The organism is Massilia sp. CFBP9012 (genome assembly GCF_034045115.1).
Classification (GTDB): domain Bacteria; phylum Pseudomonadota; class Gammaproteobacteria; order Burkholderiales; family Burkholderiaceae_D; genus Telluria.
Window position 1 is genome coordinate 16924 of the sequence record NZ_JAXCWM010000008.1, and the last position, 24291, is coordinate 41214.

A 24291-nucleotide genomic window follows, 5' to 3' on the forward strand; every position below is an offset into this window, starting at 1 on the left:
CAAGAGCATAAACATTCTGTGATTTCACTTGGATCCCCGCCTTCGCGGGGATGACGATGCATACTTTGCGTATAAATATTCCGGACACCAGTGGGCGAGGGCGGGAACGACGTGCGCGCGCTGCTGGCCGGCTCAAAGACCGGCCGCCAGCATCCCATCGTTATGCGGCGACCAGATGCTCCCGGCCCGCACGAACTTCTCGGTCGTGACCAGCGCGAACCTGCCGCCCACCACGTCCCAGCCATAGCGGTCGATCTCGACCCGCTGGGGCTCGACCCGCATGACATTGAACGAATTGACCTCGCCGCGCCCGCGGGTGGAGGTGGCGGTTCCGGCCTGGACCACCAGCGCCGCGTATTCGTCGATCTGATAACGCGCCGCCGTGCTCCCGGCGTGGCTGGCATGCATGTGACCGGCCATCAGGATGTCGACATTGGTCTCGGCGAACACCTTCATCGCCAACGGCGCGCGCACCACGAGGTCGCGCTTTTCGAAGTGTTCCGGCAAATCGAAGGGGTGATGGGTGACGACGATGCGCGTGACCTGCGGCGGGAGGCCGGCCAGGCGCGCGCGCAGCCCCGCCACCTGCTCATGGCTGATGCGGCCGTCCTTGATGGTCAGCGAACGCGCCGTGTTGACGCCCACCACGGCGATCTCGTCGTCGATGAACACGGGCTCGAGCTCGTCGGTGATGTAGCGCTTGTAGCGCGCCAGCGGCCGCATGAAACGGCGCAACACGTTGTACAGCGAGATGTCATGGTTGCCGGGCACGATGATCTGCGGGCCGGGCAGCGAATCGAGGAAGGCGCGCGCCTCTTCGAATTCCTCGACCTTCGCGCGCTGGGTCAGGTCGCCCGAGATCACGACCACGTCGGCCGCGATACGCTCGACCAGTTCGCGCAAGGGGCCGAGCAACGCCTGGTCGACGCGGCCGAAATGCAGGTCGGACAGGTGAACGAGGGTGCGCATCCGGGAATCTCCTTTTTTTACGACACTTATATCTCTTGCCGCGGCGCCCTGCCCGATGCGCGCCGCTCGCGCGCGGCCCGGCGCCGGTTGAGGGTCGCCGCGCCGCCGATGCAGATCGCCAGCCAGCCGCAGCCCTCGGCCAGCGCGGCCAGGATGTCGGTCAGGTAGTGCGCGCCCAGGTACATGCGCGAGAACGCGATCAGCCCGATCATCAGCGCCGCCAGCACGAAGGGCAGCAGGCGCCCGATCCACGACCTGGCGTAACGCGCGACGTAGCAGGCCAGCAGGCCGTACAGCACGGTGGCGGCCATCGTGTGCCCGCTCGGGAAACTATAGGTGGTGAGGGTGAGGATCGGCTCCTCGAAATGGGGACGCGCACGCTCGAAGGTATGCTTGAGCGCCACATTGAGCAGCATCCCGCCCGGCACGCTCGAGACCAGCGCCACGATCCAGTAGCGCTGCCCGCGCCGAACCATCCAGACGCCGACGCCGAAGGCGATCGCCAGCACGCCGGGCGTGCTGTGGATGTGGGTCAGCACCAGCAGCGCATCGCGCAACAGGCCGCCCTGGCTCGCGTGCGCGTGCAGCCAGTCGGCCACCACCACGTCGAGCTGGGTGATCGGGGCGCCGGCATTGAGCGCCCCGGCCAGATGGGCAAAGCCCGCCATCGCCAGCAGCAGTAACACGGTGCCGACAGTGAGATGGAGGCCGTACTCGCCTTCCGGCGAGAAGCGGGCGGCGGCAAAACGCTGAATACGGGGCAGGACATTGCTCATGACATTGATTATGACTGACTTGGTGAAAAAACCACACACGCAAAAATTTACTGTATATCCGAACAGTAGCTGTGTATTTGTACAGTAGTTGTGATATTCTTTCCTCACTGCACAACCACTACGATTAAAGGAAACGAACATGACGACTCTGAACAGCTCCTTCGGCCTGGAACACGCACCTGTCCCTTTCCTGGCGCGCATTGGGCGCCGCGAAATCCTCATCACCCGTGATTTCCGCAAGCGCTTCTATGCGGTCAATCCGGTCATCGAATGCGATACCGGCGTCGAGGCCGGCCACGTCGAGATCCTGCTGTTCCGCCGCTGGCTGCTCATTCTTTCCAAGGCGCACTGACAGGCGGCGATGCGTAAGCTGATCTACGTTGGAAAAATTCATATGGATGCTTGAATTTATTCCTTTTCTTTCTATGGGCCCAGACCGTACGCTACGGTTTCCCACCCTCCAGAAAGATAATAAATGCTTCGCAAAACCTTCATCCGTTCGCTGGCGGCACTGACCCTGCTGGTGCAGACCTCGGCATTTGCCGCCGACGTCAACCTGCTCAACGTGTCGTATGACCCGACCCGCGAGCTGTACCACGAGTTCGATGCGGCCTTCGCCAAGCACTGGAAAGCCAAGACGGGCGACAACGTCACCGTGAAGCAATCGCACGGCGGTTCGGGCAAGCAGGCGCGTTCGGTGATCGACGGCCTGCAGGCCGACGTCGTCACCCTGGCGCTGGCCTACGACATCGACGCCATCCGCGACAAGGGCCTGATCAATCCGGGCTGGGAAAAGAAGCTGCAATACCATAGCGCGCCATACACCTCGACCATCGTGTTCCTGGTGCGCAAGGGCAATCCGAAGCAGATCAAGGACTGGAACGACCTGGTCAAGCCGGGCGTCTCGGTGATCACGCCGAATCCGAAGACCTCGGGCGGCGCGCGCTGGAACCACCTCGCGGCCTATGGCTATGCACTGCGCCAGCCGGGCGGCAATCCGCAGAAGGCGGCCGAATTCCTGGGCGCCCTGTACAAGAACGTGCCGGTGCTCGACTCGGGCGCGCGCGGCTCCACCACCACCTTCGTCGAGCGCGGCATCGGCGACGTGCTGCTGGCCTGGGAAAACGAGGCGCTGCTGGCGCTGCGCGAACTCGGTCCGGATAAATTCGAGATCGTTGCGCCGTCGCTGAGCATCCTGGCCGAACCGCCGGTCGCCGTGGTCGACAAGAACGTCGACAAGAAAGGCACCCGCAAGGTCGCCCAGGCCTACCTGGAATATCTGTACAGCGACGAAGGCCAGGACATCATCGCCAAGAACTACTATCGCCCGGCGGTCGACAAGTTCGCCAAGAAGTATGCGTCGCAGTTCCCGCAGATCAAGCTGTTCCAGATCAGCGAGCTGGGCGGCTGGACCACGGCCCAGAAGGCGCACTTCGCCGATGGCGGTGTGTTCGATCAGATCTACACCAAGAAGTAAGCGCAGCGCGCGGCTACTTTTCCGGCCAACCCTGTGAGCACGTCGTTCCCGCCCTCGCCGCCCGGCGAGGGCGGGAACGACGTTTTTGCGTTGCGGGCCATCATTGGTATCCCGTTTCACCCGCGCGCCAAAAATTCCCTTGAAATAGCAAACTCGGTCACGAAGTGAACAATTCACTATCGATGGCCTGCCGCGCATCGCACTCGCGAACGCGGCGGTCCTTCCCCGCTTAACCCGAACACGGAAAGGATCACCAATGTCAGTCAAACTCCGCAGGATCAACGAGCAAGTCATGGTCATCACCGGCGCCACCAGCGGCATCGGCCTGTCGACCGCGCGCATGGCCGCCGAACGCGGCGCCAGCCTGGTGCTGGCGGCGCGCGCCGACGCTGCGCTCGATGAACTGGTCACCGAACTGCGCGCGCGCGGCACCGACGTCATCGCCGTCACCGCCGACGTCGGCAAGATCGACGACGTCGAGCGCATCGGCGAAGCCGCCATCCGCGAGTTCGGCCGCATCGACACCTGGGTCAACAATGCCGGCATCTCGATCTTCGGCCGCATCGAAGACGTCTCTCCCGAAGACCACCACCGCCTGTTCCAGACCAATTTCTGGGGCGTCGTAAACGGCTCGCTGGAAGCGGTCAAGCGCATGAAGCTGCGCGGCGGCGGCGCCCTGATCAACCTGGGCAGCGAACTGTCCGACCACGGCATCCCGCTGCAGGGCATGTACGCGGCGTCCAAGCACGCGGTGAAGGGCTTCACCGATTCGCTGCGCATGGAACTGGAAAAGGAAGGCGCGCCGATGTCGATCACCCTGGTCAAGCCGTCGGGCATCGACACCATGTTCGCGGTGCACGCCAAGAACTATATGGAAAAGGAACCGAAGCTGCCGTCGCCGGTGTATGCGCCGGAGCTGGTGGCCGACGCCATCCTGTATGCGGCCCAGCATCCGAAGCGCGACGTGTTCGTCGGCGGCGCGGCCAGGATGAATTCGTCGGGCGCCCGCTTCCTGCCGCGCGCCTTCGACAAATACGTGACGGCGACCATGTTCAGGGGCCAGAAGTCGGACGCGCCGGCCGATCCGGGCCGCCGCGATGCGCTGCACAAGCCCGACCACACGCGCGAGCTGCGCGAGCGCCAGGGCATTTACCAGACCCATGAGCGCAGCCCGTACACCGCGGCCCAGCTGCGCTCGAAGCAGATCGCCACCGCCCTGCTGGGCGGCGGCGCCCTGCTAGCGGCCTTCGCCCTGAGTCGGCGGACGGCTCGTTAAGAACTCGGTGTCCTCCTCGGTCAGCGGCAGATCGGGAATGGACTCGATGCGGTCGGTATCAATGTCGGCGCCATCCCGGGACACGGTGTCGCGCCCGGCCGCGGCGCGTTCGCCGGTGCCGCCCACATCGCTGTCGCCCGAGAAATCGGCGTCGCCGACGTCGGGGCCGGCGGTGTCGCCGGCGTGGCTGGCCTCGAGGTCAGACGTCGTGCCTTCGTCGAAGTCGAGCATCTGTTCGGGGTCGAGATTGCCGGCGAAACCAGAGCCGCCGACGACGTCGCTGCCGGTGTCCGAGATATCGCTCGGGCCGAGCGCGTCGATGCCATGGCCCTTGCCCAGGTTGCGGTCAGGGCGTTCCGGGAAGTTGTCCGGATCAAGTGTGCTGGTGCCAGTCATATTGCCTCCATAAGTGTTGATGAACCATGGAGACAGAGTACTGAATTTCGCTGCCTGGTGTCGCAGCGCAGGGCCGCGCGCCGGAACTCAGAACGCGCGCCGCATTCCCACATTCATCGAGGACCCGCTGCCAGGCTCGACCATGCGCGTGCCGGCCAGGTGCTGGATGCGCGAGTAGGCGGCATAGAAATCCAGCCGGCGCGACACCGCATAGGTGGCGCCGACGGCGAGCTGGCGCGCGTCGTTGTTGGCCGGATCGCGGTCGTTGCGGCGCACGTACGATGCCAGCAGCGTGGTCTGGCGCGATATCGGCACCGCCACGCCCATCAGCACGTCGCGGCTGTCGGTCGAGCGCGTGGCGGCGACGCTGGCGCCATAGGGATTGTCCGGATTGAACAGCGGCGAATTGCCCCAGCCGCGGTTGGCGCTATAGGCGGTATAGGCCGTGCCCCAGTCGAAGCGCATATTGGCGGCGACGATGGAATTCCTGGCCGCCATCGTGATGTCGATCTCGTTGACCCGCGTGACCTTGGCCACGTTGCGGTTCTGGTGGGCGGCGCGGATGTTCAGCGGTCCCAGGTTGACGCCGACCGTCATGCCCCAGGCGCGTCCGGAGGGCGAGCCGTCGACGTCGCCCTTGCGCCATTTGGCGCCGGTGCTGATGCCGGCGTAGCGGCCTTCGTAGCCGACGCTGTCGTCGGCGTGCACGCCGCGCGGCGCCGACTGGGAAGCCAGGCCGCCGTGGAATGGATCGCCGACGTCGTTCAGGGTGGTGTAGTCGAGGTTGTACTGGCGTCCGATGGTGACCGTGCCCTGGCGTGCGCGCTCGCGCACGCTGTCGATATCCGCCGCGCTCTCGAGCGTGAAGATGGACGACGCCGCCGGCACCGCATCGGCGCGCGCGGCCAGCTGCAGTTCTGCCAGGCAGTCTGCTGCGCAGACGGCTTCCTGGATCGCCCCGGCGCCGGCGCCTTGCGAAAGCGCCGGATTATCTTGCGCCGAAGCGCACGCCGCGCTCCATCCGAGCACGGCCAATGTGACGATGGACATTCTCATGGCGTCAATCTCTCCCTGACACCTACTATCCGCCTATTATGGCAACCTGATCTGTCTAATACCTCACATAACGGACAGTTTCGTATTACTCATGCGCCAGCGCAGCGCCTTCTGGCCTGCCTTGATCTGTCGCACGCTTCGTGCATTGATGTCCACCGTACACCGAATGGTGAGTCGGTGCAATCTTTACGAGATTTGCAGAAATATCAGCCGTGACGGCGCAATGCGGCGAAGGCACCCGGCTCCCACTCGCGCAGCGCCAGCAGCAGGCCGCTGCCGCGCCGCTGCGCAAGCGGCGCGGCCAGGCTTTCCTCGTGCAGCTGGGCGAAGCGGGCGCGCATCAGGCGCAGCTCGTGCTGCAGCTTGGCGCGCGCGCTGTCGGTGAGCATGCCGTGCGCAAAGTCGAGGGTCTCGCCGCTGCCGTTGAAGTCGCCGGCGACGAACTCGGGCATGCCCTGGCCATTGAAGTGGCGCCGGATGGGGCCGTCGGCCAGCCAGTCGAAGTCGCGCGCCACATTGACCCGGATACGGTTGCCGGGCAGGAGCGTGATCAGTTGCAGGCGGTCCAGGCGCAGCAGGTATTGCAGGCACTCGGCCTCGCTCAGCCGGTAGACATTGAGCATGTCGAGCATGCGCCAATGGTTCAGCGCGCACACCGCCACCAGCAGCAGCTTGTCGTCCTGCACCAGTTCGCTCTCCTGCTCGGCGCTCAGTGTGCGCAGGCGGCGCTGGCCGTTCTGGGCTTCCTGCGCGATCTCGGCCAGGGTAAAGCCGAGCAAGCTGCAGATCTCCACGATGCGCTCGAGCGTGAACTGCTCGCTGGCGAACAGGCGCTTGATGCTTGGCTCGGACAGGTCGAGCGCGACGGCGACGTCGCGGTAGGTCAAGCCTTGCAGCTTCAGCTGGCGCTTGAGGGTGGCGATGATCTGGCTGATTTGGGTCATGGTGGGAACTCGGGGAACGATCAGGAAACGGTACCGGTCGCCGCTGCATGCCAGACCGGAACCGCGGCCAGCCTGACGGCGTTCTTGCCGCCGCGCTTGGCGGCGTACATGGCGTGGTCGGCGCGTGCCAGCCAGGCGTCCAGGTCAGGCTTGTCGCCGGGCGCGAACAGCGCCACGCCGATGCTGGCGCCCACCGTGACGTCGGTGGTGCGCAAGGTATAGGGCTCGCGGATGCAGGCGAGCAGCTTGCGCGCGGTATCTTCCGCGTCGCCCGGGCTGGTCAGCATCTCGAGCACCACCACGAATTCGTCGCCGGCCAGGCGCGCCACCAGGTCGGTCTTGCGCACGGATTCGGCCAGGCGCGCGCCGAACTGGCGCAGCAGCTCATCGCCCTCCTCGTGGCCGTGGGTGTCGTTGACCGCCTTGAAGCCATCCATGTCGATGAACAGCAGCGCCGCCGGCATCGCGCTGCGCGAGGCCCGCGCCATGGTCTCGGGCAAGGCCTCCATCAGCGCGCGCCGGTTCGGCAAGCCGGTCAGCACGTCGCGCAGCAGCAGCGCATTGAGCTCGGCGGTGCGTTCGGCCACCGCGGTTTCGAGATGCTCGTTCATCTGCTGCAGCGCACGCCGGTACTGCGCTTCGCTGCTGACCAGGTCGCGCATCGTGCCCGACAACATGTTCGCTTCGTGGAAACCCCTGATCTGCGGGATCGGCGGCAGGTCTTTCCCGCTCGCGGTGGCCTCGGTCACCCGTTCGATCGCGTGGCCCAGTTGGGCCATCGGCTGCGCCAGGCGGCGCGCCAGCAGCGCGGCCGCGAGCACCAGCAGCAGGCCCAGCAATGTGCTCCAGGCCAGCATGCGGCGCTTCAGCTCGCTTGCCCCCTGCAAGGCTTTTTCTTCATCCTGCCGCACCAGCACCGACCACTGCAGCGTCGCCGGGTTGCCGGCGTGGCCGGTCTGGCTGAATCCGGTAAGGTAGGTGCGCCCGCCCGGCCATGCTTCGCGCAGGGCGCCGGTATCGCCCAGGTTGGCGCGGCGCAGGCTGGCGGTATCGATTTTCTGTTCGACCAGCTCCTGCGGCCCCAGCATCACGGTGCCGTCGGCGCGCACCACCAGGATCTCGGCGCCATACTCGCGCAGCGCCGGCGTGAGCAGCATCTGCGCCTGGCGGCGCGCCCATTCCCAGCTCAGGTGCAGGCCCAGCACGGCGAACAGCTCGCCGTCCTGGCTGAACACGGGCGTCGACACGTCGACGAAACGCCAGGGGTCGGGCCTTTGCGGCATCAGCTTTTCCAGCAGCAGCGCCGGATGGTAGTCGGTCGCCCGTACCCCATCGCGGCCGACCTGGAACCAGGGACGCATGCTGACGTCGTTCCCCTCCAGCAGCCCCATGGTCGAGGCGACAACCTTGCCCGAGTTGTCGGCCATGCCGATCCAGGCGTAGTCGGGGAAGGTCTGCTGCAGGCTCTCGAGCGTGACGCGCGCCACGGCGGGATTGCGTGCCTGGCGCACCGACGGCAAGGCGGCCAGCAGGCGCGCGTCGCCAACAGCCTGATCCACGACGCGATTGAGCGCATCGCGCATCTGCCACGACAGTTGTTGCAGGCGCAACTCGGCTTCAGCATTCGCCTGGCGTACGGCGAAATGGTTCACCACCGCCAGTTGCAAGGCCACGGTCAATGCCACGGTGATGCACACTGCCAACGTCATCAAGGTGGATAGGCGAAATTTGCAGAGCAGACCTTGCATAAGAGATTTGCGTAAACGTAATAACCCGTCATCATAACGCTGAAACCAAGGGTGAGTTCATCCCTGGAAACAATGCACAAGGGAAATTTATTAGTCAGCGAGGATTTTGGACAGAACGCAACACTTTAACGCAAGCCGAAGTCGCTGTAGCATTTCTTTTAGCAAAAAATTGTATTCATTTCTCTCCATTCTAGAACGGGCATTTTCGGAAAAATCGAATATGGGGAATAAGAAATTCGACCATGTCACTATCCGTTTTTGCCGACTGGCACAAGGGCGATACAGATGACCACGCATATGGACCGCTTCCAGGAGATGCAGATCTTCACGCGCATCGTGGAGCGGCGCAGTTTTACCGTCGCGGCCGAGGAACTGTCGCTGCCGCGCGCGACCGTGACGAATGCGATCAAGCGCCTCGAAGCGCGGCTCGCCACCCGCCTGCTGGAACGCACCACGCGGGTGGTTGCGCCGACGCTCGACGGCCAGGCGTATTACGAGCGCTGCGTGCGCCTGCTGGCCGACCTGGGCGAAATGGAAAGCGTCTTCACCCGCGCAGCGCCGACCGGCTTGCTGCGTGTGAACCTGCAGGCCACGCTGGCGCGCCGGGTCGTGGCGCCGCGCCTGCCCGCCTTCCTGGCGCGCTATCCGGGCATCGAACTGCAGATCGGCGAAGGCGACCGGCTGGTCGACCTGGTACGCGAGGGCATCGATTGCGTGCTACGCGTCGGCAATCTGCAGGATTCGTCGATGGTGGCCCAGCAAATCACGCAGATCGCGCAAGTCACTTGCGCCAGCCCGGCCTACCTCGAACGCCATGGCCGGCCCGCCACGCTCGACGGCTTGCAGCAGCACCAGGCCGTCAACTTCATTTCCTCTGCCACCGGCAAGCCGTATCCACTCGAATTCCTGGTCGACGGCGCCCTGCGCCAGCTGACCTTGCCTGGCTCGGTCTCGGTCACCGGCGCCGATATGTATACGGCCGGCGCGCTCGCGGGCCTGGGGCTGGTGCAGGTGCCGCGCTACCGCGTCGAACACGAGCTGGCTCAGGGCGAACTCGAGGTCTTGCTGCCCGACCTCGCGCCACCGGCCCTGCCCGTGTACGTGCTGTATCCGCAGAGCCGCCAGCTGTCGCCGCGGGTGCGGGTGTTCGTCGATTTCCTCAAGGACGCGTTCGCCGGCTTCGGCTGAGCACGTCGGTTACCATAAAGTTACGATTACATATTCAATAAGGAGACCCCGATGCCGCGTTCCCCCTTCCCCCCCCTGCTCGCCGCCGCCCTGGCCATTGCCGCACCACTGTCGCTCGCCGGCCCGGTGGTCTCGATCGACAGCGGCAAGGTGGAGGGCAAGATCGACGCCGGCATCGCCAGCTGGAAAGGCATCCCCTTTGCCGCCCCGCCGGTAGGCGCCCTGCGCTGGCGCGCGCCGCAAGCCGTCCAGCCCTGGACCGGGGTGCGCCAGGCTACCAGCCATGCGGCGGACTGCATGCAACTGCCCTTCCCCAGCGACGCCGCGCCGCTCGGCACCAAGCCCGATGAGGACTGCCTGTACCTCAATGTCTGGAAGCCGGCCGACGTCGGGAGCAAAGGCAAGGACAAACTCCCGGTGCTGGTCTGGATCTATGGCGGCGGTTTCGTCAATGGCGGCTCGTCGCCGCCGACTTATTCCGGCGCCGAGCTGGCGAAACAGGGCGTGGTGGTGGTCAGTTTCAATTACCGCATCGGCCGCTTCGGCTTCTTCGCCCATCCGCAACTGACCCAGGAAGCCGGCCAGCAGATCGCGCCCGGCAACTACGGCTTCATGGACCAGATCGCGGCGCTGGAATGGGTCAAGCGCAATGCTGCGGTCTTCGGCGGCGATCCGGCCAACGTCACCATCACTGGCGAATCGGCCGGCGGCATGTCGGTCAATTTCCTGCTCACGTCTCCGCACAGCCGGGGCCTGTTTGCCAAGGCCGTCGTGATGTCGGGCGGGGACGGCGGCACGGCGCCGACGCCGCCAGCCGACGCCGAGAAGATCGGCCTGAACTTCGCGACCGGCAAGGGCATCGCCGCCGACGATCCGAAGGCCCTGGAAAAACTGCGCGCGCTGCCGGCCGACAGCGTGGTCGATGGCCTGAACCTGGCGAACTTCAGGATGCAGGGCATGCCGACCTACCACGGGCCGTTCGCCGACGGCAAGCTGGCGATCGATTCGGGCGCCGCCTTCGCCGCCGGCCGCATGCACAAGGTGCCGGTGATGATTGGCGCCACCAGCGCCGACATCGGCGGCAAGACAGGCTATATGGTCGCCGGCGCGCGCAGCCTGGCGGCGACCCTGGCCGACCACGGCGTGCCGGTCTGGGCCTACCGCTTCTCCTACGTGGCCGAATCGAACGCCAAGCCGGGCGCCGGCGCCGGCCATGCGACCGACATCCCCTTCTTCTTCGATACCGTGGCGGTCAAGTACGGCGAGCAGGCAACCGGCAAGGACGTCGCCGTCGGCAAGGCGATGAGCACATATATGGTGAACTTCGCCAAGCGTGGCGATCCGAATGGCGCGGGCTTGCCGGCATGGCCGCGCTATGCGCGCGCGGGCGACCGGTTGATGGATTTCTCGGCGGACGGCAAGCCGGTGGCGCAAAAGGATCCGTGGGGCGCCGAGATCGACGCGGCAAGCAAGGCGCGCGCAGATCGTTGAGTCTGGATCTCATAAGCATATAGACAATTGGTTGTTGGTGCCGAAATTCCTTGTTAGTAAGATTGTGGTTCAGCCAAGACCACGCAAGGACTCCAGATGCCACGTTCGACCCTCCCGGCGCTACCACTGCCACTGCGGCGCAGCGCCCTCGCCTGCGCCGCGCTGCTGGCGGCCATGCCGGCCGCGCAGGCGCAGGACGCCCCCAGCCCCGACGCCCCCGCCGTGAACCTGGCGGCCATCGACCAGGTGACCGTCGTCGGTTCGCGCGCGCGCAACCGCACCGTGTTCGACAGCGCCGTGCCGGTCGACCGCTTCGGCCCGCGCGAGGTGGACAATGCGCTGGCCAGCGGCGACCTCGGCGCGGCCTTGCAGGAACTGGCGCCGTCGATCAACTTTCCGCGCATCGAATCGAGCGGCGCCGCCGACTCGGTGCGCGGCATCCAGCTGCGCGGCCTGGCGCCCGACCAGGTGCTGGTGCTGGTCAACGGCAAGCGCCGTCATGCAAGTTCGGTGCTCGACACCGAAAGCAGCTTCGCCGGCATCGTCCCGGTCGACGTCAACGCCATCCCGCCCGGCGCCATCGACCACATCGAAATCCTGCGCGACGGCGCCGGCGCCCAGTACGGCAGCGATGCGGTGGCGGGCGTCATCAATATCGTGCTCAAGAAGGCACGCACGGGCGGCTCGGCCTCGGTGAGCTATGGCGCCAACCACACCGACTTCCAGCCGACCGACGAACGCAAGACCGATGGCCAGACCGTCATCGTGAACGCCGACTACGGCGTGCCGCTCGGCGACAACGGGTTCTTGCGCTTCGGCGCCGAGACCCGCGAGCGCAATCCGACCAACCGCGCCGGCAGGAGCGATGCCGGCTGGACCTCGTGGAATTCAACGCCGCAAGACCTGGCGCTTGACGGCCAGGTGCTGTTCAAGTCGGGCGATTCGGAGCAGCGCAACCACTACGCCTTCTACAACACGCAAGTGGAGATCGCGAACGGCGTGGACGCCTATTCCTTCGCCACCATCAACAAACGCAAGTCGGACGGCAGCGCCTATTTCCGCTATCCGGGCGATCCGTCCAACGTGCCGGAACTCTACCCCAACGGCTACCGGCCCACCACCAAGGGCGACATGACGGACGTGAGCGTCGTGGCCGGCCTGCGCTTTGCCAGCGGGCCCTGGAACTGGGACCTGAGCGCGCGCCACGGCGGCAACGAGTTCCACTACGACCTGGCCCATTCCGTCAACGCCTCGCTCGGCGCCGCCAGCCCGACGCGCTTCCACCTGTCGACCTTCGACTACGACCAGAACGCGGTCAATGCCGACCTGACGCGCGAGCTCGACCTGGGCATCGGCGCGCCGGTCAACCTGGCGCTGGGCGCCGAATACGTGCGCGAGACCTATACCAGTTCGCCGGGCGATCCGGCGTCGTACGCCGCCGGGCCGGCGATCGGCGCGCCGCCGGGCGCGCAGGCCGGGCCGGGACTGCGGCCGCAGGACAGCTTCGACGGCAGCCGCTCGGTGCGTTCGGTGTATGCCGACATCGAGAGCGATCTCACCGCTCGCCTGCTGGTGGGCCTGGCGGCGCGCTATTCGGACTACAGCGACTTCGGCAACGCCAGCACCGGCAAGCTGTCGGCGCGCTACAAGCTCTCCGACACCTTCCTGCTGCGCGGTTCGCTGTCGAACAGCTTCCGCGCGCCGGCCCTGGTGCAGACGGGCTTTCGTTTCTCGACCCTGAACTTCAACAGCGACGGCACCGCACTGCAGACGGCGTCGCTGCTGCCGGCCAGCGATGCGCTGGCGCGCGCCTTCGGCGCCCAGGACCTCGACCCGGAAAAATCGACCAACCTCTCGCTCGGCGCCGCCTGGCGGCCGCAGCGCAATACCAATGTGACGGTGGACGCCTACCGCATCAAGCTGAAGGACCGCATCACGCGCACCAGCGACCTGCAAAGCGATGCCGCCACCGCCTACCTGGCCGGGATCGGCCGCAGCGACATCCAGTCGGTGGCCTACCTGGCCAATCTGCTGGATACCACCACGACCGGGCTCGACGTGGTGGTGCATCACGACCTGCCGTTTGCCGGCGGCCGGCTGGACCTGAATGCGGCGCTCAACCTGAACAAGACCAAGGTCGACGGCGTGCGCCAGAGCTCGGCTGCACTGGGGCAGATCGATCCGGAGCTGACACTGCTGACCGAGAATAATCTGTTCCGCATCCGCAATGCCTCGCCACGCAACAAGCTGGTGCTGAGCGCCGATTGGCAGGCCGCGCGCTGGGGCGTGCAGGCGCGCGCCACCCGCTTCGGCGAACTGAAGGACTTCTCGTATGACGACGAGGCGGAACTGATCGACGGCGTGCATGCCCAACGCTTTGGCGCGGTATGGACGCTGGACCTGGAGGCGCAATACAAGCTGAGTAAACAGCTGACGCTGGCGGTCGGCGGCGACAATATCCTCGACCGCTATCCGCAGCGCGTGCGCGAGACCAATAACGCGACCTATGGCGGCGCCCTGCCCTACAACTTCATCAATCCGATCGGCTTGAACGGCGCTTATTACTACGGGCGCCTGCGCTATACCTTCTGAACAGGCGAGGACGACATCATGAAACTGTCTGGATTGATTGGCGCCCTGTGCCTGGGCGCCCTGCTGGCGGCGCCGGCGCAGGCGCAGGCGCCGCAAAAGCATGCGCTGGTGCTGATGACCGATTTCGGCACGGCCGACGGCGCCGCTTCCGCCATGCGCGGGGTCGCCTTCGGCGTGGACCCGACCTTGCAGGTGTCGGAGCTGACCCATAACATTCCCGAGTACGACATCTGGCTCGGCGCCTATCGCCTGTACCAGACGGCCAATTACTGGCCCCGGGGCAGCGTGTTCGTGAACGTGATCGATCCGGGCGTGGGCACCGCGCGCAAATCGGTGGTGCTCAAGACCCGCGAGGGCCGCTACTTCGTCGGGCCCGATAACGGCCTGTTCACCCTGATCGCGGAACGCGATGGCGTGGCCGAGCTGCGCGAGATCGATGAAAAGGTGAACCGGCTGGAAGGATCGTCGGAGTCATACACCTTCCACGGCCGCGACGTCTATGCCTTCGTCGGGGCGCGGCTGGCCTCGGGCGCGATCGCCTTCGAGCAGGTGGGGCCGGTGCTGCCGAGCGATTCGGTGGTGAAGATTCCCTATCAAAAGGCCGAGCGCAAGGGGGATGTGATTCGCGGGATCATTCCCGTGCTGGACGTCCGATACGGCAATGTGTGGACCAATATCCCGAAGTCGCTGTTCGAAGAACTCAAGATCGGCGCGCATGACCGGGTGCGGGTGCGCTTCCTGCACAAGGGCACGCAGGTGGCCGAAGTGGTGGCGCCCTACGAGCACACCTTCGGTGGCGTTGCCAAGGGCCAGCCGCTGGTGTACCTGAACAGCCTGCTCGACGTGGCGGTCGCGATCAGCCAGGGGAGTTTCGCGCAGCAGCACAAGATCGAGTCGGGCGTCGACTGGAGCGTGGAGGTCACCAAGGTGGCGCCGGCCAGTCCCGCGCGATGACGTGACGCCAGGCTGCATCGATCAGCGAAATATTTTTACAACAATGTCCATTTACCACATAATTAAGTAAATACAGACTCTACGTTACAGCATCGCTTCGACCGACAAGGGACGTCATCCATGGTGTTGCCCAACGCCCTGCTTCGCCTGCTGCCGGCCTGCATGGTCGCGCTGGCGCTGTTCTGCACACCCGCGGGCGCGCGCGGCCTGAAAGACTACCAGCGCATCGCCTGGACCCAGGAACAGGGGGCGCCGAGCAATATCATGTCCATGGCGCAGACCACCGACGGCTGGCTCTGGGTGGGCAGCGACGATGGACTGTTCCGCTTCGACGGCGTCAGTTTCGAACCCTACCTGCCGCCGGGGCCGAGAGGCAGCGCGCACGCACGCGTCGTCGACCTGCACGCCGCGGATAACGGCGACCTGTATGTCTCCTTTTTCCCCAACGATGTGGCCGTCATCGGCCGCGACGGCAGCTTCACGCTGCTGCCGTCGCCCGACGAATTCCGCAAGCAGCCTCCGGGCGTGCTGGTCCTCGACCATGACGGCAGCCTGTGGACGATCGGCCATGGCATCCGCCGGTTCGCCAATGGCCGCTGGACGACCGTCGAAAACGACCCGGCATGGGTGAGCGGTGACTTGTACAGCATGCTGCTCGACCAGGATGGGCGCCTGTGGGCCGCCGCCCAGAGCGGCACCTGGCTGCTGGACCGCGCGCGCGGCCGTTTCGACAAGGTGTCCGACCAGGGCGGCGGCCTGGCGCTCAGTCCCGACGGCGCCCCGTGGGTGATCGGCCGCCATGGCGGGCCGGCGGTGCGCCTTGCCGGTTCGCTGTCGGGCAAGCCACGGCCGGCGCGCGCGGGTGCGGTGGTCTCGCGCGTGGCCGGCCAGTTCGCCGCCGACGGCACGCTGTGGGCGCTCGGCTGTCCGGACACCGCCTGCCTGGTGCATGACGTGGCCCGCCACCCCGGCGCCGTCGATCCCAGGCGCGCTGCCGACGAGCGCATTGCCAGCGACGATGGCGCGCAAGGCAAGGAGTTCCCGATCATCCTCGAAGACCGCGAGCGCAATATCTGGATCAATGCGAACGGCACCCTGCACCAGTTCCGGCCGAAGCGCTTCCTGGTGCCGGCGCCGAAGCTCGACCTGACGGATTATTTCTACAGCCTTGCCGCGACTGGCGACCGCCAGTTCTGGGTGGCCGAGACGGTGAGCGGCACGCTGTGGCGCCTGGGCCCCGACGGGGCGCCGGTCGCCGAGCCGGGCGAGCCGGTACGGATGCTTGCCAGCGGCCGCGATGGCGCGCTGCTCAAGGCGGACAAGCACAAGATCACCCGCGTGCGCGGCGACAGCGCCGAGATCATCCCCCTGCCGCCCGGTCGCGATGGAAAACCGGTCGACCGGCAGCTGTTCGGCATGCTCGACGACGGCAAACGGCTCTGGACCTCGTCGCTCGATACGGGCCCGATCGCCTGGACGGACGGAAAATGGCAGACCGGTGCCCAACTCGGCCTGCCGATACGGATCTACTTCCTGCAGGCGGACGGGCCGGGGCAGTTATGGCTGGTGCATCTCGACGACACGCTGGTCCATTATGACAACGGCAAGCTCACGCCGCATGGCAAGCCGCCGGTCGGCACCGTGACCGGTATCTTCCCCGGCACGCAGCTCGTCATCGGAGGCGCGGAAGGGCTTGCCGTGCTCAGGGACGGCAAATTCCACCTGCTGAGCAGCAGCGATCCGGACGCGTTGCGCGGCGTGTCCGGTATCGCCGTTACCGCCAATGGCGACCGCTGGCTCAATGGCGTGCGCGGCGTGGTCCATGTGCGCGCGGCGGATTGGCAGAGGGCGCTGGAGCGGCCAGGCGCACTGCTGCGCCATGAACTGTTCGGCGCCAGCGACGGCTATCCGGGCCGCTCGAGCGTCATGTGGCGTGTGCCCAGCGCATTCAGCCCCGACGGCCGCCACGTCTGGTTCCTGGGGACCCGGGGCATCGTCGGCCTGGATAGCGCCGACCTGCACCGCAACGCGGCGCCGCCGACGCCCGTGGTGCTGGACCTCAGCACCGAAACACAGCGCTTCGCTGCCGCTGCCGATCTTCGGCTGCCGCCCGGATCGCAGGACTTCCGGGTGCGTTTCACCGCCCCGTCGCTGCGCCAGCCCGAGCGCATCCGTTTCGAATACCGGCTCGATGGCTTCGACGCCGCCTGGCGCGACGGCGGCAACCGGCGCACGACCTCGTACACCAATGTCGCCCCCGGCGACTATGTCTTGCGCGTGCGCGCATTCAACGAGGACGGCGTCGCGAGCCGCCAGGACGCCACCTTGCCCATCACGATCGAACCCACGCTCGCACAAAGCCTCGCGTTCAGGGTGGCGCTGGCGCTCCTGCTGCTTGCCCTGCTCGTCCTGCTCTACCGCCTGCGTGTGCGCCACCTGGGTCGCCGGATCCTGGAACGCGCCGAGATCAAGCTGTCCGAGCGCGAGCGCATCGCCCGGACCTTGCACGATTCATTCCTGCAATCGCTCTACCTGCTGATCCTGCGGCTCAGGAAAATCGAGGCCAGGCTGCCCGAGCACGAGACCGCCCGCCACGAACTGCGCACGGTCCTCGGCGAAGCCCAGGGCGTGATGGACGAAGGGCGGGAGCAAGTCCACGAGCTGCGCGCCAGGACCGGCCGCACCCTGGCCGACACCGTCCGCGAATGCGCGAGCGGCCTGCAGGTGATCCATCCCGAGGTCCGCTTCGCGCTGCACGAGCAGGCCGCGCTGGCCGAACTCGACCAGGCGTTGATCGACGAGGCGGGCGCGATCGCCTGTGAAGCGCTGCGTAACGCGTTCACGCATGCGCAGGCGCGCAATATCGCCGTCCAGACTGCAGTTGGCAAGCGCGAGCTGGTGTTGACGGTCTCCGACGACGGCCGGGGCATGGCGCCCGCCGTGCTCGCGGCAGGTTTGCGCGACGGCCACTGGGGCATGGTCGGCATGCACGAACGCGCCGCGCGCATCGGCGCACGGCTGGACATCCGCAGCGACGCCGCCAGCGGCACCATCGTCACCCTCGCGATTCCACTCGACCGTCGGACGGCTCCCGCGCACGCCGAATCGCGCAGCGTCGAAAATATGAAATAGGACTATCCAATTTTTGTCCTAGGTCAATCATGGTACAATCCCGGCCATGAGCTACCTGATATGGTCCCTGCCATCGCTGGTCGTCGCGGGCGCCATCGGGATCGGACGAGTCAAGACGACCCATGCGGCTGCCCTCGGCCTGGCGGCAACCATCGTCATCGCCTGCCTGGCCGGCGCGCTGCCCTTCGGCGCCAGCAAACTGGCGCATCGATGTGCCTGTTCTCGCCGGTGCGGCTGGCGATCGCGTCCAGCCTGACCAATGGCAGTAGCGACGAGCGGCAGGTGTACGCCATGCTCATGCCGTATGCCGTGGCGGTGCTGGTCGTCGTCCAGGCGATCGCCCTGCTGGCGACCAGGCTGCCCGGATGAGCCGCCCCAACAACCAACCCTTCTTCCAGGAGAGCCTTTCATGAACAAGACCGCCACTGTCATTCGCCACATCCATTTCGAAGACCTGGGCACCCTCGAGCCGCTGTTGCTGGAGCGCGGCTATGCGCTGCGCTATGTCGATTCCGCCCTGGAAGACCTGGCGGCGCTGGATGCGCTGGCGCCGGACCTGCTGGTGGTGCTCGGCGGGCCGATCGGGGCCTTCGACGAGGCCATCTATCCCTTCCTGGCCGGCGAGCTGGCGCTGATCCGGCAGCGCCTCGATGCGGGCACGCCGCTGCTGGGGATCTGCCTCGGCGCGCAGCTGATCGCGCGCGCCCTGGGCGCCAGCGTCTATCCGTTGGGCGTGAAGGAGATCGGCTTCGCGCCGCTGACGCTGACCGGGGTGGGCGAGCATTCGGTGCTGTCCCACCTCGGCGCCACGCCGGTGCTGCACTGGCACGGCGACCAGTTCGACATCCCGCCCGGCGCCGAACGCCTCGCCAGCACGCCGACCGGCGCCAACCAGGCCTTCGCGCTAGGCGACGCGGTGCTGGGCCTGCAGTTCCACCTCGAGGCGGATGCCCGCCACATCGAGCGCTGGCTGCTCGGTCACGCCTGTGAACTCGGCCAGGCCGGCATCGATCCGCGCGCGCTGCGCGAGGACGCACAGCGCTTCCAGGCGCCGCTGGCCGCCGCCGCGGCCGCGGTGTTCCGCGCCTGGCTCGACGGCCTCGACAAGGCCGCGCTGCCTCCCACCGTCTGAACGAATCATCAACCGGAGCATTCCATGACTATCTACCGCATCGACATCCGCCGTCATGGCCGCCTGCTCGGCCACTTCGAATCCGGCACGCCCTGGTCGCTGGAGGCGGCCCGGGACATCGCCGCCACCCTGGGCAAGGCCGACGGCTACCAGCTCACCTTCGCGCTCGCCAGGGACGAACGCCGCCTGGTCGAGAGCGGGCCGAACGGCATGCGCCTGGTCAGCAGCGAACCGCTGTTCGTCGCCACCACGCTGGAGGGCTGAGGCGATGCCGGTCACTGCCTCCTACCTGATGCCCACCTATGCGCGCCAGAGCGTGTCCTTCGTGCGCGGCGAAGGCGCCCGCCTGTGGGACGCCGAAGGCGTCGAATACCTGGACGCGATCGCCGGCGTGGCGGTCACCAGCCTCGGTCATGCCCACCCCGAAGTCGCCGCCGCCATCGCCGACCAGGCCAGCCTGCTGCTGCATACCTCGAACCTGTTCGGGATCGGATGGCAGGAAAAGCTCGGCGAGCGCCTGTGCGCGCTGACCGGCATGCAGCGCGCCTTCTTCTGCAATTCCGGCGCCGAGGCGAATGAAACCGCGCTCAAGCTGGCGCGCCTGCATGCCAACGCCAGGCGCATCGCGCAGCCCCAGGTGCTGGTCATGGAGAACAGTTTCCATGGCCGGACGCTGGCCACCCTGGCCGCCACCGGCAATCCGGCCGTCCAGCGCGGCTTCGAGCCGCTGATGCCGGGATTCGTGCGCGTGCCCTACGACGACATCGATGCCGTGCGCGCGGCCGCGGAGCGGGAGCCGGGCATCGCCGCCGTGCTGGTCGAGCCGGTGCAGGGCGAAGGCGGCGTCCACCCGGCCTCCCCCGCTTACCTGCGCGCGCTGCGCGCCATCTGCGACGAACGTGGCTGGCTGCTGATGGTCGACGAAGTGCAGACCGGCATGGGGCGCACCGGGGCCTGGTTCGGCCACCAGCATGCCGGCATCGTGCCGGACGTGATGACGCTCGCGAAAGCGCTCGGCAACGGCGTGCCGATCGGCGCCTGCCTTGCGCGCGGCGTGGCCGCATCGCTGTTTTCGCCCGGCGCCCACGGATCGACCTTCGGCGGCAATCCGATGGCCAGCAGGGTCGCCTGCACCGTCATCGACGTCATGGCGCGCGACCGGCTGCACGAGCGCGCCGCCGTGCTGGGCGAACGCCTGGTGCGCAGATTACGCGCTGGACTCGAAGGCAGGACCGGCATCGCCGCCATCCGCGGAATCGGGCTGATGGTGGGCGTCGAGCTGGACGCCGACCCGCACGACCTGGTGCACACCGCACTGGCGCGCGAGCGCCTGCTCATCACGCTGACGCGCGGCCGCACCGTGCGCCTGCTGCCACCGTTGATCTGCAGCGAAGCGGAAATCGACGAGATCGCAGCGCGGCTGATACGGCTGCTCACCTGAGCGCGCCGGGTGTGGCAGAATCGAGGCCGCGCTTGACCCCTCTACACATCTGTCCTGCCACACATGAAATTACACGGTAAAACCGCAGCTGAAATCGTCGACTGCGTACGCACCCTGGTCCAGTCGGGCCAGCTGGCATCCGGCGACTCGCTGCCGCCGGTACGCGATCTCGCCGATGAACTGGGCATCAACCGCAACACGGTGGCATCGGCCTACCGGCGCCTGGTCACGTCCGGCATCGCCGTGACGCAGGGACGGCTGGGAACGACGATCCGCAATCAGTACGCCCAGGGCGAACAGGAAGGCGCCATGCCCGACACACCGCTAGAAGACCTGGCCAGCGGCAACCCGAATCCGGCCTGGCTGCCCGACCTTGCGCAGACCCTGCTCGCCGCGCGCCGTCCGCCGCGGCTATACGGCGAGCCGACCGTGAATGCCGCGCTAGAAAGCCATATCCGCGCATGGTGCGCCCCGGACTGCCCGCCCGGCTTCGAGGTCGATCTCGCCCATGGCGCCGTGGATGCGATCGAACGTTTGCTGAGCCTGGATCTGCTGGCCGGCGACAAGGTCGCGGTGGAGAACCCGTGTTTTCTGAGTGGTATCAACACGCTGCGCAACCTCGGGCTGCAGCCGATCGGCGTCGGCGTCGATGGCGAAGGCATGCTGGTGGCCGAACTCGAGAGCGCGCTCGACAAGGGAGCGCAAGCCGTCATCCTGACGCCGCGCGCCCACAATCCGACCGGCTGCAGCCTGTCCGACAAGCGCGCCCGCGCCATCGCGCGCGTGCTCGCCAGATATCCGCACGTGCTGGTCATTGTCGACGACCATTTCGCGCTGCTGTCGAATGCGGATTACCACTCCGTGATCCCGCGCGGCGCCGGGCGCTGGGCCCTGATCCGCTCGTTCGCCAAGGCCCTCGGCCCGGACATCCGGGTGGCGGCGGTCGCCAGCGATCCGGCCACCTCGCGCCAGCTGCGCCAGCGCCTGGCGGTGGGCACCGCGTGGGTCAGCCACCTGCTGCAGGACATGGTGGAACTGACGCTGGCCAGTCCCGACGGCGCGCGCCTCATCGGCCAGGCCCGGCAAGATTACACCCGCCGCCGCCGCGACCTCGAGGCCGCCCTGCGCGAACAGGAGATCGGCTACGTGGCCGACGGCGATGGACTGAACCTGTGGATTCCGCTGGCGGTCGACGACCGCGGCGTCGCCCTGGCGCTGGCCCGCCAAGGGTGGCTGGTGCGCCATGGCGAGGGGTTCTCGGTCGACCAGGAAGTCAAGGGCGTGCGCATCACGATTTCGACGATCGAACCCGAGCAATGCAGGCGGCTTGCGCTCGCCATCAGGCGCAGTCTGGGCTGACCCATCGAACCGTATGCCTGTGTTTCACTGAGCAGAATCCGTGCCGCGCGTGAGCGCATCAATGAGCGCAGCAAAGTCTCCATCAGCATCATCGCCGCCGTCCTTTCCGCTTTTCCTGCTATCCGTGCCGGCTCTGACATCTTGCAATATCCTGTTCTGATCGTGCAGCAGCCCGATCTGCATCGCCATCAGGCGCTCGGCGCCACTGGGCGCCTGGATTCCGGCAGCCTTGCAGATGGCGTCGATTCGTCGGCTAAGCTCGCCAGCCGGATCCGGCTGCGCGGGTTCGGCTGGCGGCGCTTGATTCGACTGGATAACATCGCCAGCCCCCTCTTTCTTGGGCTGCGCCGTGTCATCGAACGCTTCTGCCGGGGTCCGCTTGCTATCCTGACTTTGTACGATCTCGGGTTCTCGTTCTGCTGTCAGCTCCAGCAATGCATGCTCCATCGCACGCAAGGTCTCGCGTAGTGTCGACATCGCTGGCGCATCTGCGCCAAGGCGGGCCTTCGTCAGGCTCTCGATCGCCATGACAACGGCTAGGCAAGCACGGACCAGCCGGGTGCTGCGGTCAACGTCGGTACGCAGATTGGCTCTTGCGTAATCGATGAAATCGGCACGGGTTTGCTGCGATTCGCCGCTTTCCTGCGCTGCACTTCCCTCGCTTACCTGACTTGGCGCCGCCTCGTCGGCCGTAATACGCTCCCAGTCCATCAGGCTGAGCCGGTCAGACTGCCTCACCGTACGGCCGAGCAATGGAACCATCGTTTCGATCGTCAACGACAAATCGGCATTCATCAGCTCCAGCAGCGCCGCACGCAGGTCGGCGTCCCCGTCTTCGTCCACCTGTGGATGCACGGTATCCCAATAGAGCGCGAGCAGGCCATGGACCAGCAACTGGCCACGTAAGAACCCTTCCATCCCATGCTGGCGGCACCATGACTCGGCCAGCCAGGCGGCGATTTGCAGATCCTTGGCGCGCTCGCGCAGTGTCGCCTTGCAATGCGCTTCGATCCTGGCCCACTCCGTGCGTTTCAGCGGATGTTCCCACGCCCCCATCCGCAAGCGAGAACCGTCCTCTTCGCGCGCGAGGCGGATTGCCGTAAATACAGGATCGAAACGAATCGGCGGTCCGGACGGGTTGTAATCACTAATTGGATGGAGGAGCAGCTCGAGTTCGCTGCGCTGTTCGGCGCTGAGGAGCGAGAGTGTCTGTGAAACGTCGAAGTCGGTCATGTGGCGAAGGGAATGAGGGCCAGTCCAGCTTGATTATTGCGCTCATGGCTTGATCGGTCCACGTATTTTTGTGTTGTCTTCGGCCATGCTGCGGGGGTGGTACGACTTGAGAGCCCTAGGCACTAGCAAGGTCTGCAATTTCGACACCCTCGGTCATGGCGGGTCCAGACATGCGAACCACCCGTAGCGGCGGATAATCGAAACGCGGAGCACGGCCCTTGTGCGGTATGGCGAGCCAGACGTCGGATGACTGCTGCGTGGTCAGATCATGAAACCGCAGCGCGGAAAGCAGGCATAGCACGCCGCTTTCGTTGCGTCTCGCCACCTCGGCAAAACTCTCGTACTCGGAAGCGGGCCGATCAGGCAATCTGTATAGGCCTCGGCCGAGTTTGAGCAGCCGGCCTTCGTCGGTCAGCGAGGCCAGCAACGCGCGCGGTGCACCGGTACTGTCCACATCTCGTGTACGCAGTATGCCTTTGGACCGGGCAAGCTCGAGAATTCGTTCAGCATGTTGACTCATGGAGCCAGCCTACACAAAACATCGGCACTTATCCATATTTGCCGACATTTTGCTCAATACCTCTAATCCAGGATTGCCGGAACTGGATACTGACTGACGGCTTCAAATCCATCAGATTTGCATGCGATTACAGTTTTTCTGGACGTCGGTGCAGGTCCTGGCAGGGACGTCGCCTGGTTTGCGACCAATGGATACGATGTCGCCGCCGCCGCGACCTCAGACGCGATGCGCACGCTAACGCGCCAGCGCCAGCCTTTACCACGCACTCACTGGGTGGCCGATAGCCTGCGCCGGGGCCAAACGCGGGAAGGTTTTAGGGGGCGTCGGTGGACACCGATTCTGATGCTTCTCCTATGAGAAGGCGAAAAAAAGCCCCAACATGTGGGGCTCTTGCTCAGTATGCTTGGCGGAAGCGGTGAGATTCGAACTCACGAACGGTTTCACCCGTCGGCAGTTTTCAAGACTGCTGCCTTCAACCACTCGGCCACGCTTCCTGTGAGGAACCGGCATTATACATAAATCATCTGCGGCGGTCAGGTTGTTCGCGCTGGGGCTAAGCTGGCAACCTTAGGTTCCCGCCTTCGCGGGAACGACGTGCGTAGGCTAG

At 66.0% G+C, this 24291-nt stretch carries 21 protein-coding genes and 1 tRNA gene; 13 read left to right on the forward strand and 9 right to left on the reverse strand.

Going from position 1 to position 24291, the window contains the following annotated elements:
- Window positions 1-132: 132 nt before the first annotated feature.
- Together SOM61_RS14440 and SOM61_RS14445 are read right to left on the reverse strand one after the other, a co-directional pair.
- Window positions 133-969 carry a metallophosphoesterase family protein gene (locus SOM61_RS14440; RefSeq protein WP_320474727.1) on the reverse strand — a complete coding sequence of 279 codons (837 nt, stop codon included), beginning with the start codon at window positions 967-969 and terminating at the stop codon, window positions 133-135.
- 26 nt (window positions 970-995) lie between these two features.
- Window positions 996-1745, reverse strand: a complete 750-nt coding sequence (locus SOM61_RS14445; protein WP_320474728.1) for a phosphatase PAP2 family protein — start codon at window positions 1743-1745, stop codon at window positions 996-998.
- Between the two features lie 139 nt (window positions 1746-1884).
- Between SOM61_RS14445 and SOM61_RS14450 the strand changes: the two genes are divergently transcribed.
- The 3 genes from SOM61_RS14450 (at window position 1885) to SOM61_RS14460 (ending at window position 4498) form a co-directional block, all read left to right on the forward strand.
- A complete protein-coding gene (locus SOM61_RS14450) occupies window positions 1885-2097 on the forward strand; it encodes a hypothetical protein (RefSeq protein WP_123069738.1) in 213 nt (70 codons plus the stop codon).
- 123 nt (window positions 2098-2220) lie between these two features.
- Entirely contained in the window at window positions 2221-3222 is a 1002-nt protein-coding gene (locus SOM61_RS14455; RefSeq protein WP_320474729.1) for a sulfate ABC transporter substrate-binding protein, read from the forward strand.
- Window positions 3223-3478: 256 nt separating this feature from the next.
- Complete coding sequence (locus SOM61_RS14460; RefSeq protein ID WP_320474730.1) at window positions 3479-4498, forward strand: SDR family oxidoreductase; 1020 nt, start codon at window positions 3479-3481, stop codon at window positions 4496-4498.
- Here SOM61_RS14460 and SOM61_RS14465 read toward each other — a convergent pair.
- From SOM61_RS14465 to SOM61_RS14480, 4 genes are all read right to left on the reverse strand, one after another.
- A complete protein-coding gene (locus SOM61_RS14465) occupies window positions 4460-4894 on the reverse strand; it encodes a hypothetical protein (protein WP_320474731.1) in 435 nt (144 codons plus the stop codon). The genes SOM61_RS14460 and SOM61_RS14465 overlap by 39 nt on opposite strands.
- 87 nt (window positions 4895-4981) lie before the next feature.
- Window positions 4982-5950: a porin gene (locus SOM61_RS14470; RefSeq protein ID WP_320474732.1), complete on the reverse strand. Its 969-nt coding sequence runs from the start codon at window positions 5948-5950 to the stop codon at window positions 4982-4984.
- A 206-nt stretch (window positions 5951-6156) separates the two neighbouring features.
- Window positions 6157-6894, reverse strand: coding sequence for a helix-turn-helix domain-containing protein (locus SOM61_RS14475; protein ID WP_320474733.1), 738 nt, complete (start codon window positions 6892-6894; stop codon window positions 6157-6159).
- Window positions 6895-6914: 20 nt separating this feature from the next.
- Window positions 6915-8603: a diguanylate cyclase domain-containing protein gene (locus SOM61_RS14480; RefSeq protein ID WP_320474734.1), complete on the reverse strand. Its 1689-nt coding sequence runs from the start codon at window positions 8601-8603 to the stop codon at window positions 6915-6917.
- 336 nt (window positions 8604-8939) lie between these two features.
- On the opposite strand from SOM61_RS14480, the gene SOM61_RS14485 reads away from it, so the two are divergent.
- The 10 genes from SOM61_RS14485 to ptsJ all read left to right on the forward strand — a co-directional run bounded on the left by SOM61_RS14485 (window position 8940) and on the right by ptsJ (window position 21931).
- Window positions 8940-9830 carry a LysR family transcriptional regulator gene (locus SOM61_RS14485; RefSeq protein ID WP_320474987.1) on the forward strand — a complete coding sequence of 297 codons (891 nt, stop codon included), beginning with the start codon at window positions 8940-8942 and terminating at the stop codon, window positions 9828-9830.
- A 51-nt stretch (window positions 9831-9881) separates the two neighbouring features.
- Window positions 9882-11321, forward strand: a complete 1440-nt coding sequence (locus SOM61_RS14490) for a carboxylesterase/lipase family protein (RefSeq protein WP_320474735.1) — start codon at window positions 9882-9884, stop codon at window positions 11319-11321.
- 96 nt (window positions 11322-11417) lie between these two features.
- On the forward strand, window positions 11418-13913 hold the full coding sequence (locus tag SOM61_RS14495; RefSeq protein ID WP_320474736.1) for a TonB-dependent receptor plug domain-containing protein: 2496 nt from the start codon (window positions 11418-11420) through the stop codon (window positions 13911-13913).
- Window positions 13914-13931: 18 nt separating this feature from the next.
- Window positions 13932-14867: an SAM hydrolase/SAM-dependent halogenase family protein gene (locus SOM61_RS14500; protein WP_320474737.1), complete on the forward strand. Its 936-nt coding sequence runs from the start codon at window positions 13932-13934 to the stop codon at window positions 14865-14867.
- Between the two features lie 120 nt (window positions 14868-14987).
- Window positions 14988-17999: a sensor histidine kinase gene (locus tag SOM61_RS14505; RefSeq protein ID WP_320474738.1), complete on the forward strand. Its 3012-nt coding sequence runs from the start codon at window positions 14988-14990 to the stop codon at window positions 17997-17999.
- Window positions 18000-18209: 210 nt separating this feature from the next.
- On the forward strand, window positions 18210-18368 hold the full coding sequence (locus tag SOM61_RS14510) for a hypothetical protein (protein ID WP_320474739.1): 159 nt from the start codon (window positions 18210-18212) through the stop codon (window positions 18366-18368).
- Between the two features lie 40 nt (window positions 18369-18408).
- The gene (locus tag SOM61_RS14515; protein WP_320474740.1) at window positions 18409-19131 is read left to right on the forward strand and encodes a glutamine amidotransferase; all 723 of its coding nucleotides are present in this window, start codon (window positions 18409-18411) and stop codon (window positions 19129-19131) included.
- A 24-nt stretch (window positions 19132-19155) separates the two neighbouring features.
- Complete coding sequence (locus SOM61_RS14520; RefSeq protein WP_320474741.1) at window positions 19156-19395, forward strand: cytoplasmic protein; 240 nt, start codon at window positions 19156-19158, stop codon at window positions 19393-19395.
- A 4-nt stretch (window positions 19396-19399) separates the two neighbouring features.
- Window positions 19400-20572, forward strand: a complete 1173-nt coding sequence (locus SOM61_RS14525; RefSeq protein ID WP_320474742.1) for an aspartate aminotransferase family protein — start codon at window positions 19400-19402, stop codon at window positions 20570-20572.
- A gap of 63 nt (window positions 20573-20635) precedes the next feature.
- Complete coding sequence (gene ptsJ / locus SOM61_RS14530; RefSeq protein ID WP_320474743.1) at window positions 20636-21931, forward strand: MocR-like B6 salvage transcription factor PtsJ; 1296 nt, start codon at window positions 20636-20638, stop codon at window positions 21929-21931.
- 24 nt (window positions 21932-21955) lie between these two features.
- On the opposite strand, the gene tssA is transcribed toward ptsJ, so the two are convergent.
- The 3 genes from tssA to SOM61_RS14545 all read right to left on the reverse strand — a co-directional run bounded on the left by tssA (window position 21956) and on the right by SOM61_RS14545 (window position 24178).
- Complete coding sequence (gene tssA / locus SOM61_RS14535; RefSeq protein ID WP_320474744.1) at window positions 21956-23164, reverse strand: type VI secretion system protein TssA; 1209 nt, start codon at window positions 23162-23164, stop codon at window positions 21956-21958.
- A gap of 115 nt (window positions 23165-23279) precedes the next feature.
- Window positions 23280-23684 (reverse strand): type IV toxin-antitoxin system AbiEi family antitoxin domain-containing protein, encoded by a 405-nt coding sequence (locus SOM61_RS14540; protein ID WP_320474745.1) that lies wholly within the window; start codon window positions 23682-23684, stop codon window positions 23280-23282.
- A gap of 404 nt (window positions 23685-24088) precedes the next feature.
- Window positions 24089-24178: transfer RNA gene (locus tag SOM61_RS14545), tRNA-Ser, on the reverse strand.
- Between the last annotated feature and the right edge of the window lie 113 nt (window positions 24179-24291).

Coding starts and splice junctions, on each gene's coding strand:
- SOM61_RS14470 (WP_320474732.1), bottom strand. CDS start 5,950: ATGAGAATGTCCATCGTCACATTGGCCGTGCTCGGATGGAGCGCGGCG.
- ptsJ (WP_320474743.1), top strand. CDS start 20,636: ATGAAATTACACGGTAAAACCGCAGCTGAAATCGTCGACTGCGTACGC.
- SOM61_RS14490 (WP_320474735.1), top strand. CDS start 9,882: ATGCCGCGTTCCCCCTTCCCCCCCCTGCTCGCCGCCGCCCTGGCCATT.
- SOM61_RS14445 (WP_320474728.1), bottom strand. CDS start 1,745: ATGAGCAATGTCCTGCCCCGTATTCAGCGTTTTGCCGCCGCCCGCTTC.
- tssA (WP_320474744.1), bottom strand. CDS start 23,164: ATGACCGACTTCGACGTTTCACAGACACTCTCGCTCCTCAGCGCCGAA.
- SOM61_RS14510 (WP_320474739.1), top strand. CDS start 18,210: ATGTGCCTGTTCTCGCCGGTGCGGCTGGCGATCGCGTCCAGCCTGACC.
- SOM61_RS14440 (WP_320474727.1), bottom strand. CDS start 969: ATGCGCACCCTCGTTCACCTGTCCGACCTGCATTTCGGCCGCGTCGAC.
- SOM61_RS14475 (WP_320474733.1), bottom strand. CDS start 6,894: ATGACCCAAATCAGCCAGATCATCGCCACCCTCAAGCGCCAGCTGAAG.
- SOM61_RS14520 (WP_320474741.1), top strand. CDS start 19,156: ATGACTATCTACCGCATCGACATCCGCCGTCATGGCCGCCTGCTCGGC.
- SOM61_RS14505 (WP_320474738.1), top strand. CDS start 14,988: ATGGTGTTGCCCAACGCCCTGCTTCGCCTGCTGCCGGCCTGCATGGTC.
- SOM61_RS14450 (WP_123069738.1), top strand. CDS start 1,885: ATGACGACTCTGAACAGCTCCTTCGGCCTGGAACACGCACCTGTCCCT.
- SOM61_RS14525 (WP_320474742.1), top strand. CDS start 19,400: ATGCCGGTCACTGCCTCCTACCTGATGCCCACCTATGCGCGCCAGAGC.
- SOM61_RS14465 (WP_320474731.1), bottom strand. CDS start 4,894: ATGACTGGCACCAGCACACTTGATCCGGACAACTTCCCGGAACGCCCT.
- SOM61_RS14495 (WP_320474736.1), top strand. CDS start 11,418: ATGCCACGTTCGACCCTCCCGGCGCTACCACTGCCACTGCGGCGCAGC.
- SOM61_RS14500 (WP_320474737.1), top strand. CDS start 13,932: ATGAAACTGTCTGGATTGATTGGCGCCCTGTGCCTGGGCGCCCTGCTG.
- SOM61_RS14515 (WP_320474740.1), top strand. CDS start 18,409: ATGAACAAGACCGCCACTGTCATTCGCCACATCCATTTCGAAGACCTG.
- SOM61_RS14540 (WP_320474745.1), bottom strand. CDS start 23,684: ATGAGTCAACATGCTGAACGAATTCTCGAGCTTGCCCGGTCCAAAGGC.
- SOM61_RS14460 (WP_320474730.1), top strand. CDS start 3,479: ATGTCAGTCAAACTCCGCAGGATCAACGAGCAAGTCATGGTCATCACC.
- SOM61_RS14480 (WP_320474734.1), bottom strand. CDS start 8,603: ATGACGTTGGCAGTGTGCATCACCGTGGCATTGACCGTGGCCTTGCAA.
- SOM61_RS14485 (WP_320474987.1), top strand. CDS start 8,940: ATGGACCGCTTCCAGGAGATGCAGATCTTCACGCGCATCGTGGAGCGG.
- SOM61_RS14455 (WP_320474729.1), top strand. CDS start 2,221: ATGCTTCGCAAAACCTTCATCCGTTCGCTGGCGGCACTGACCCTGCTG.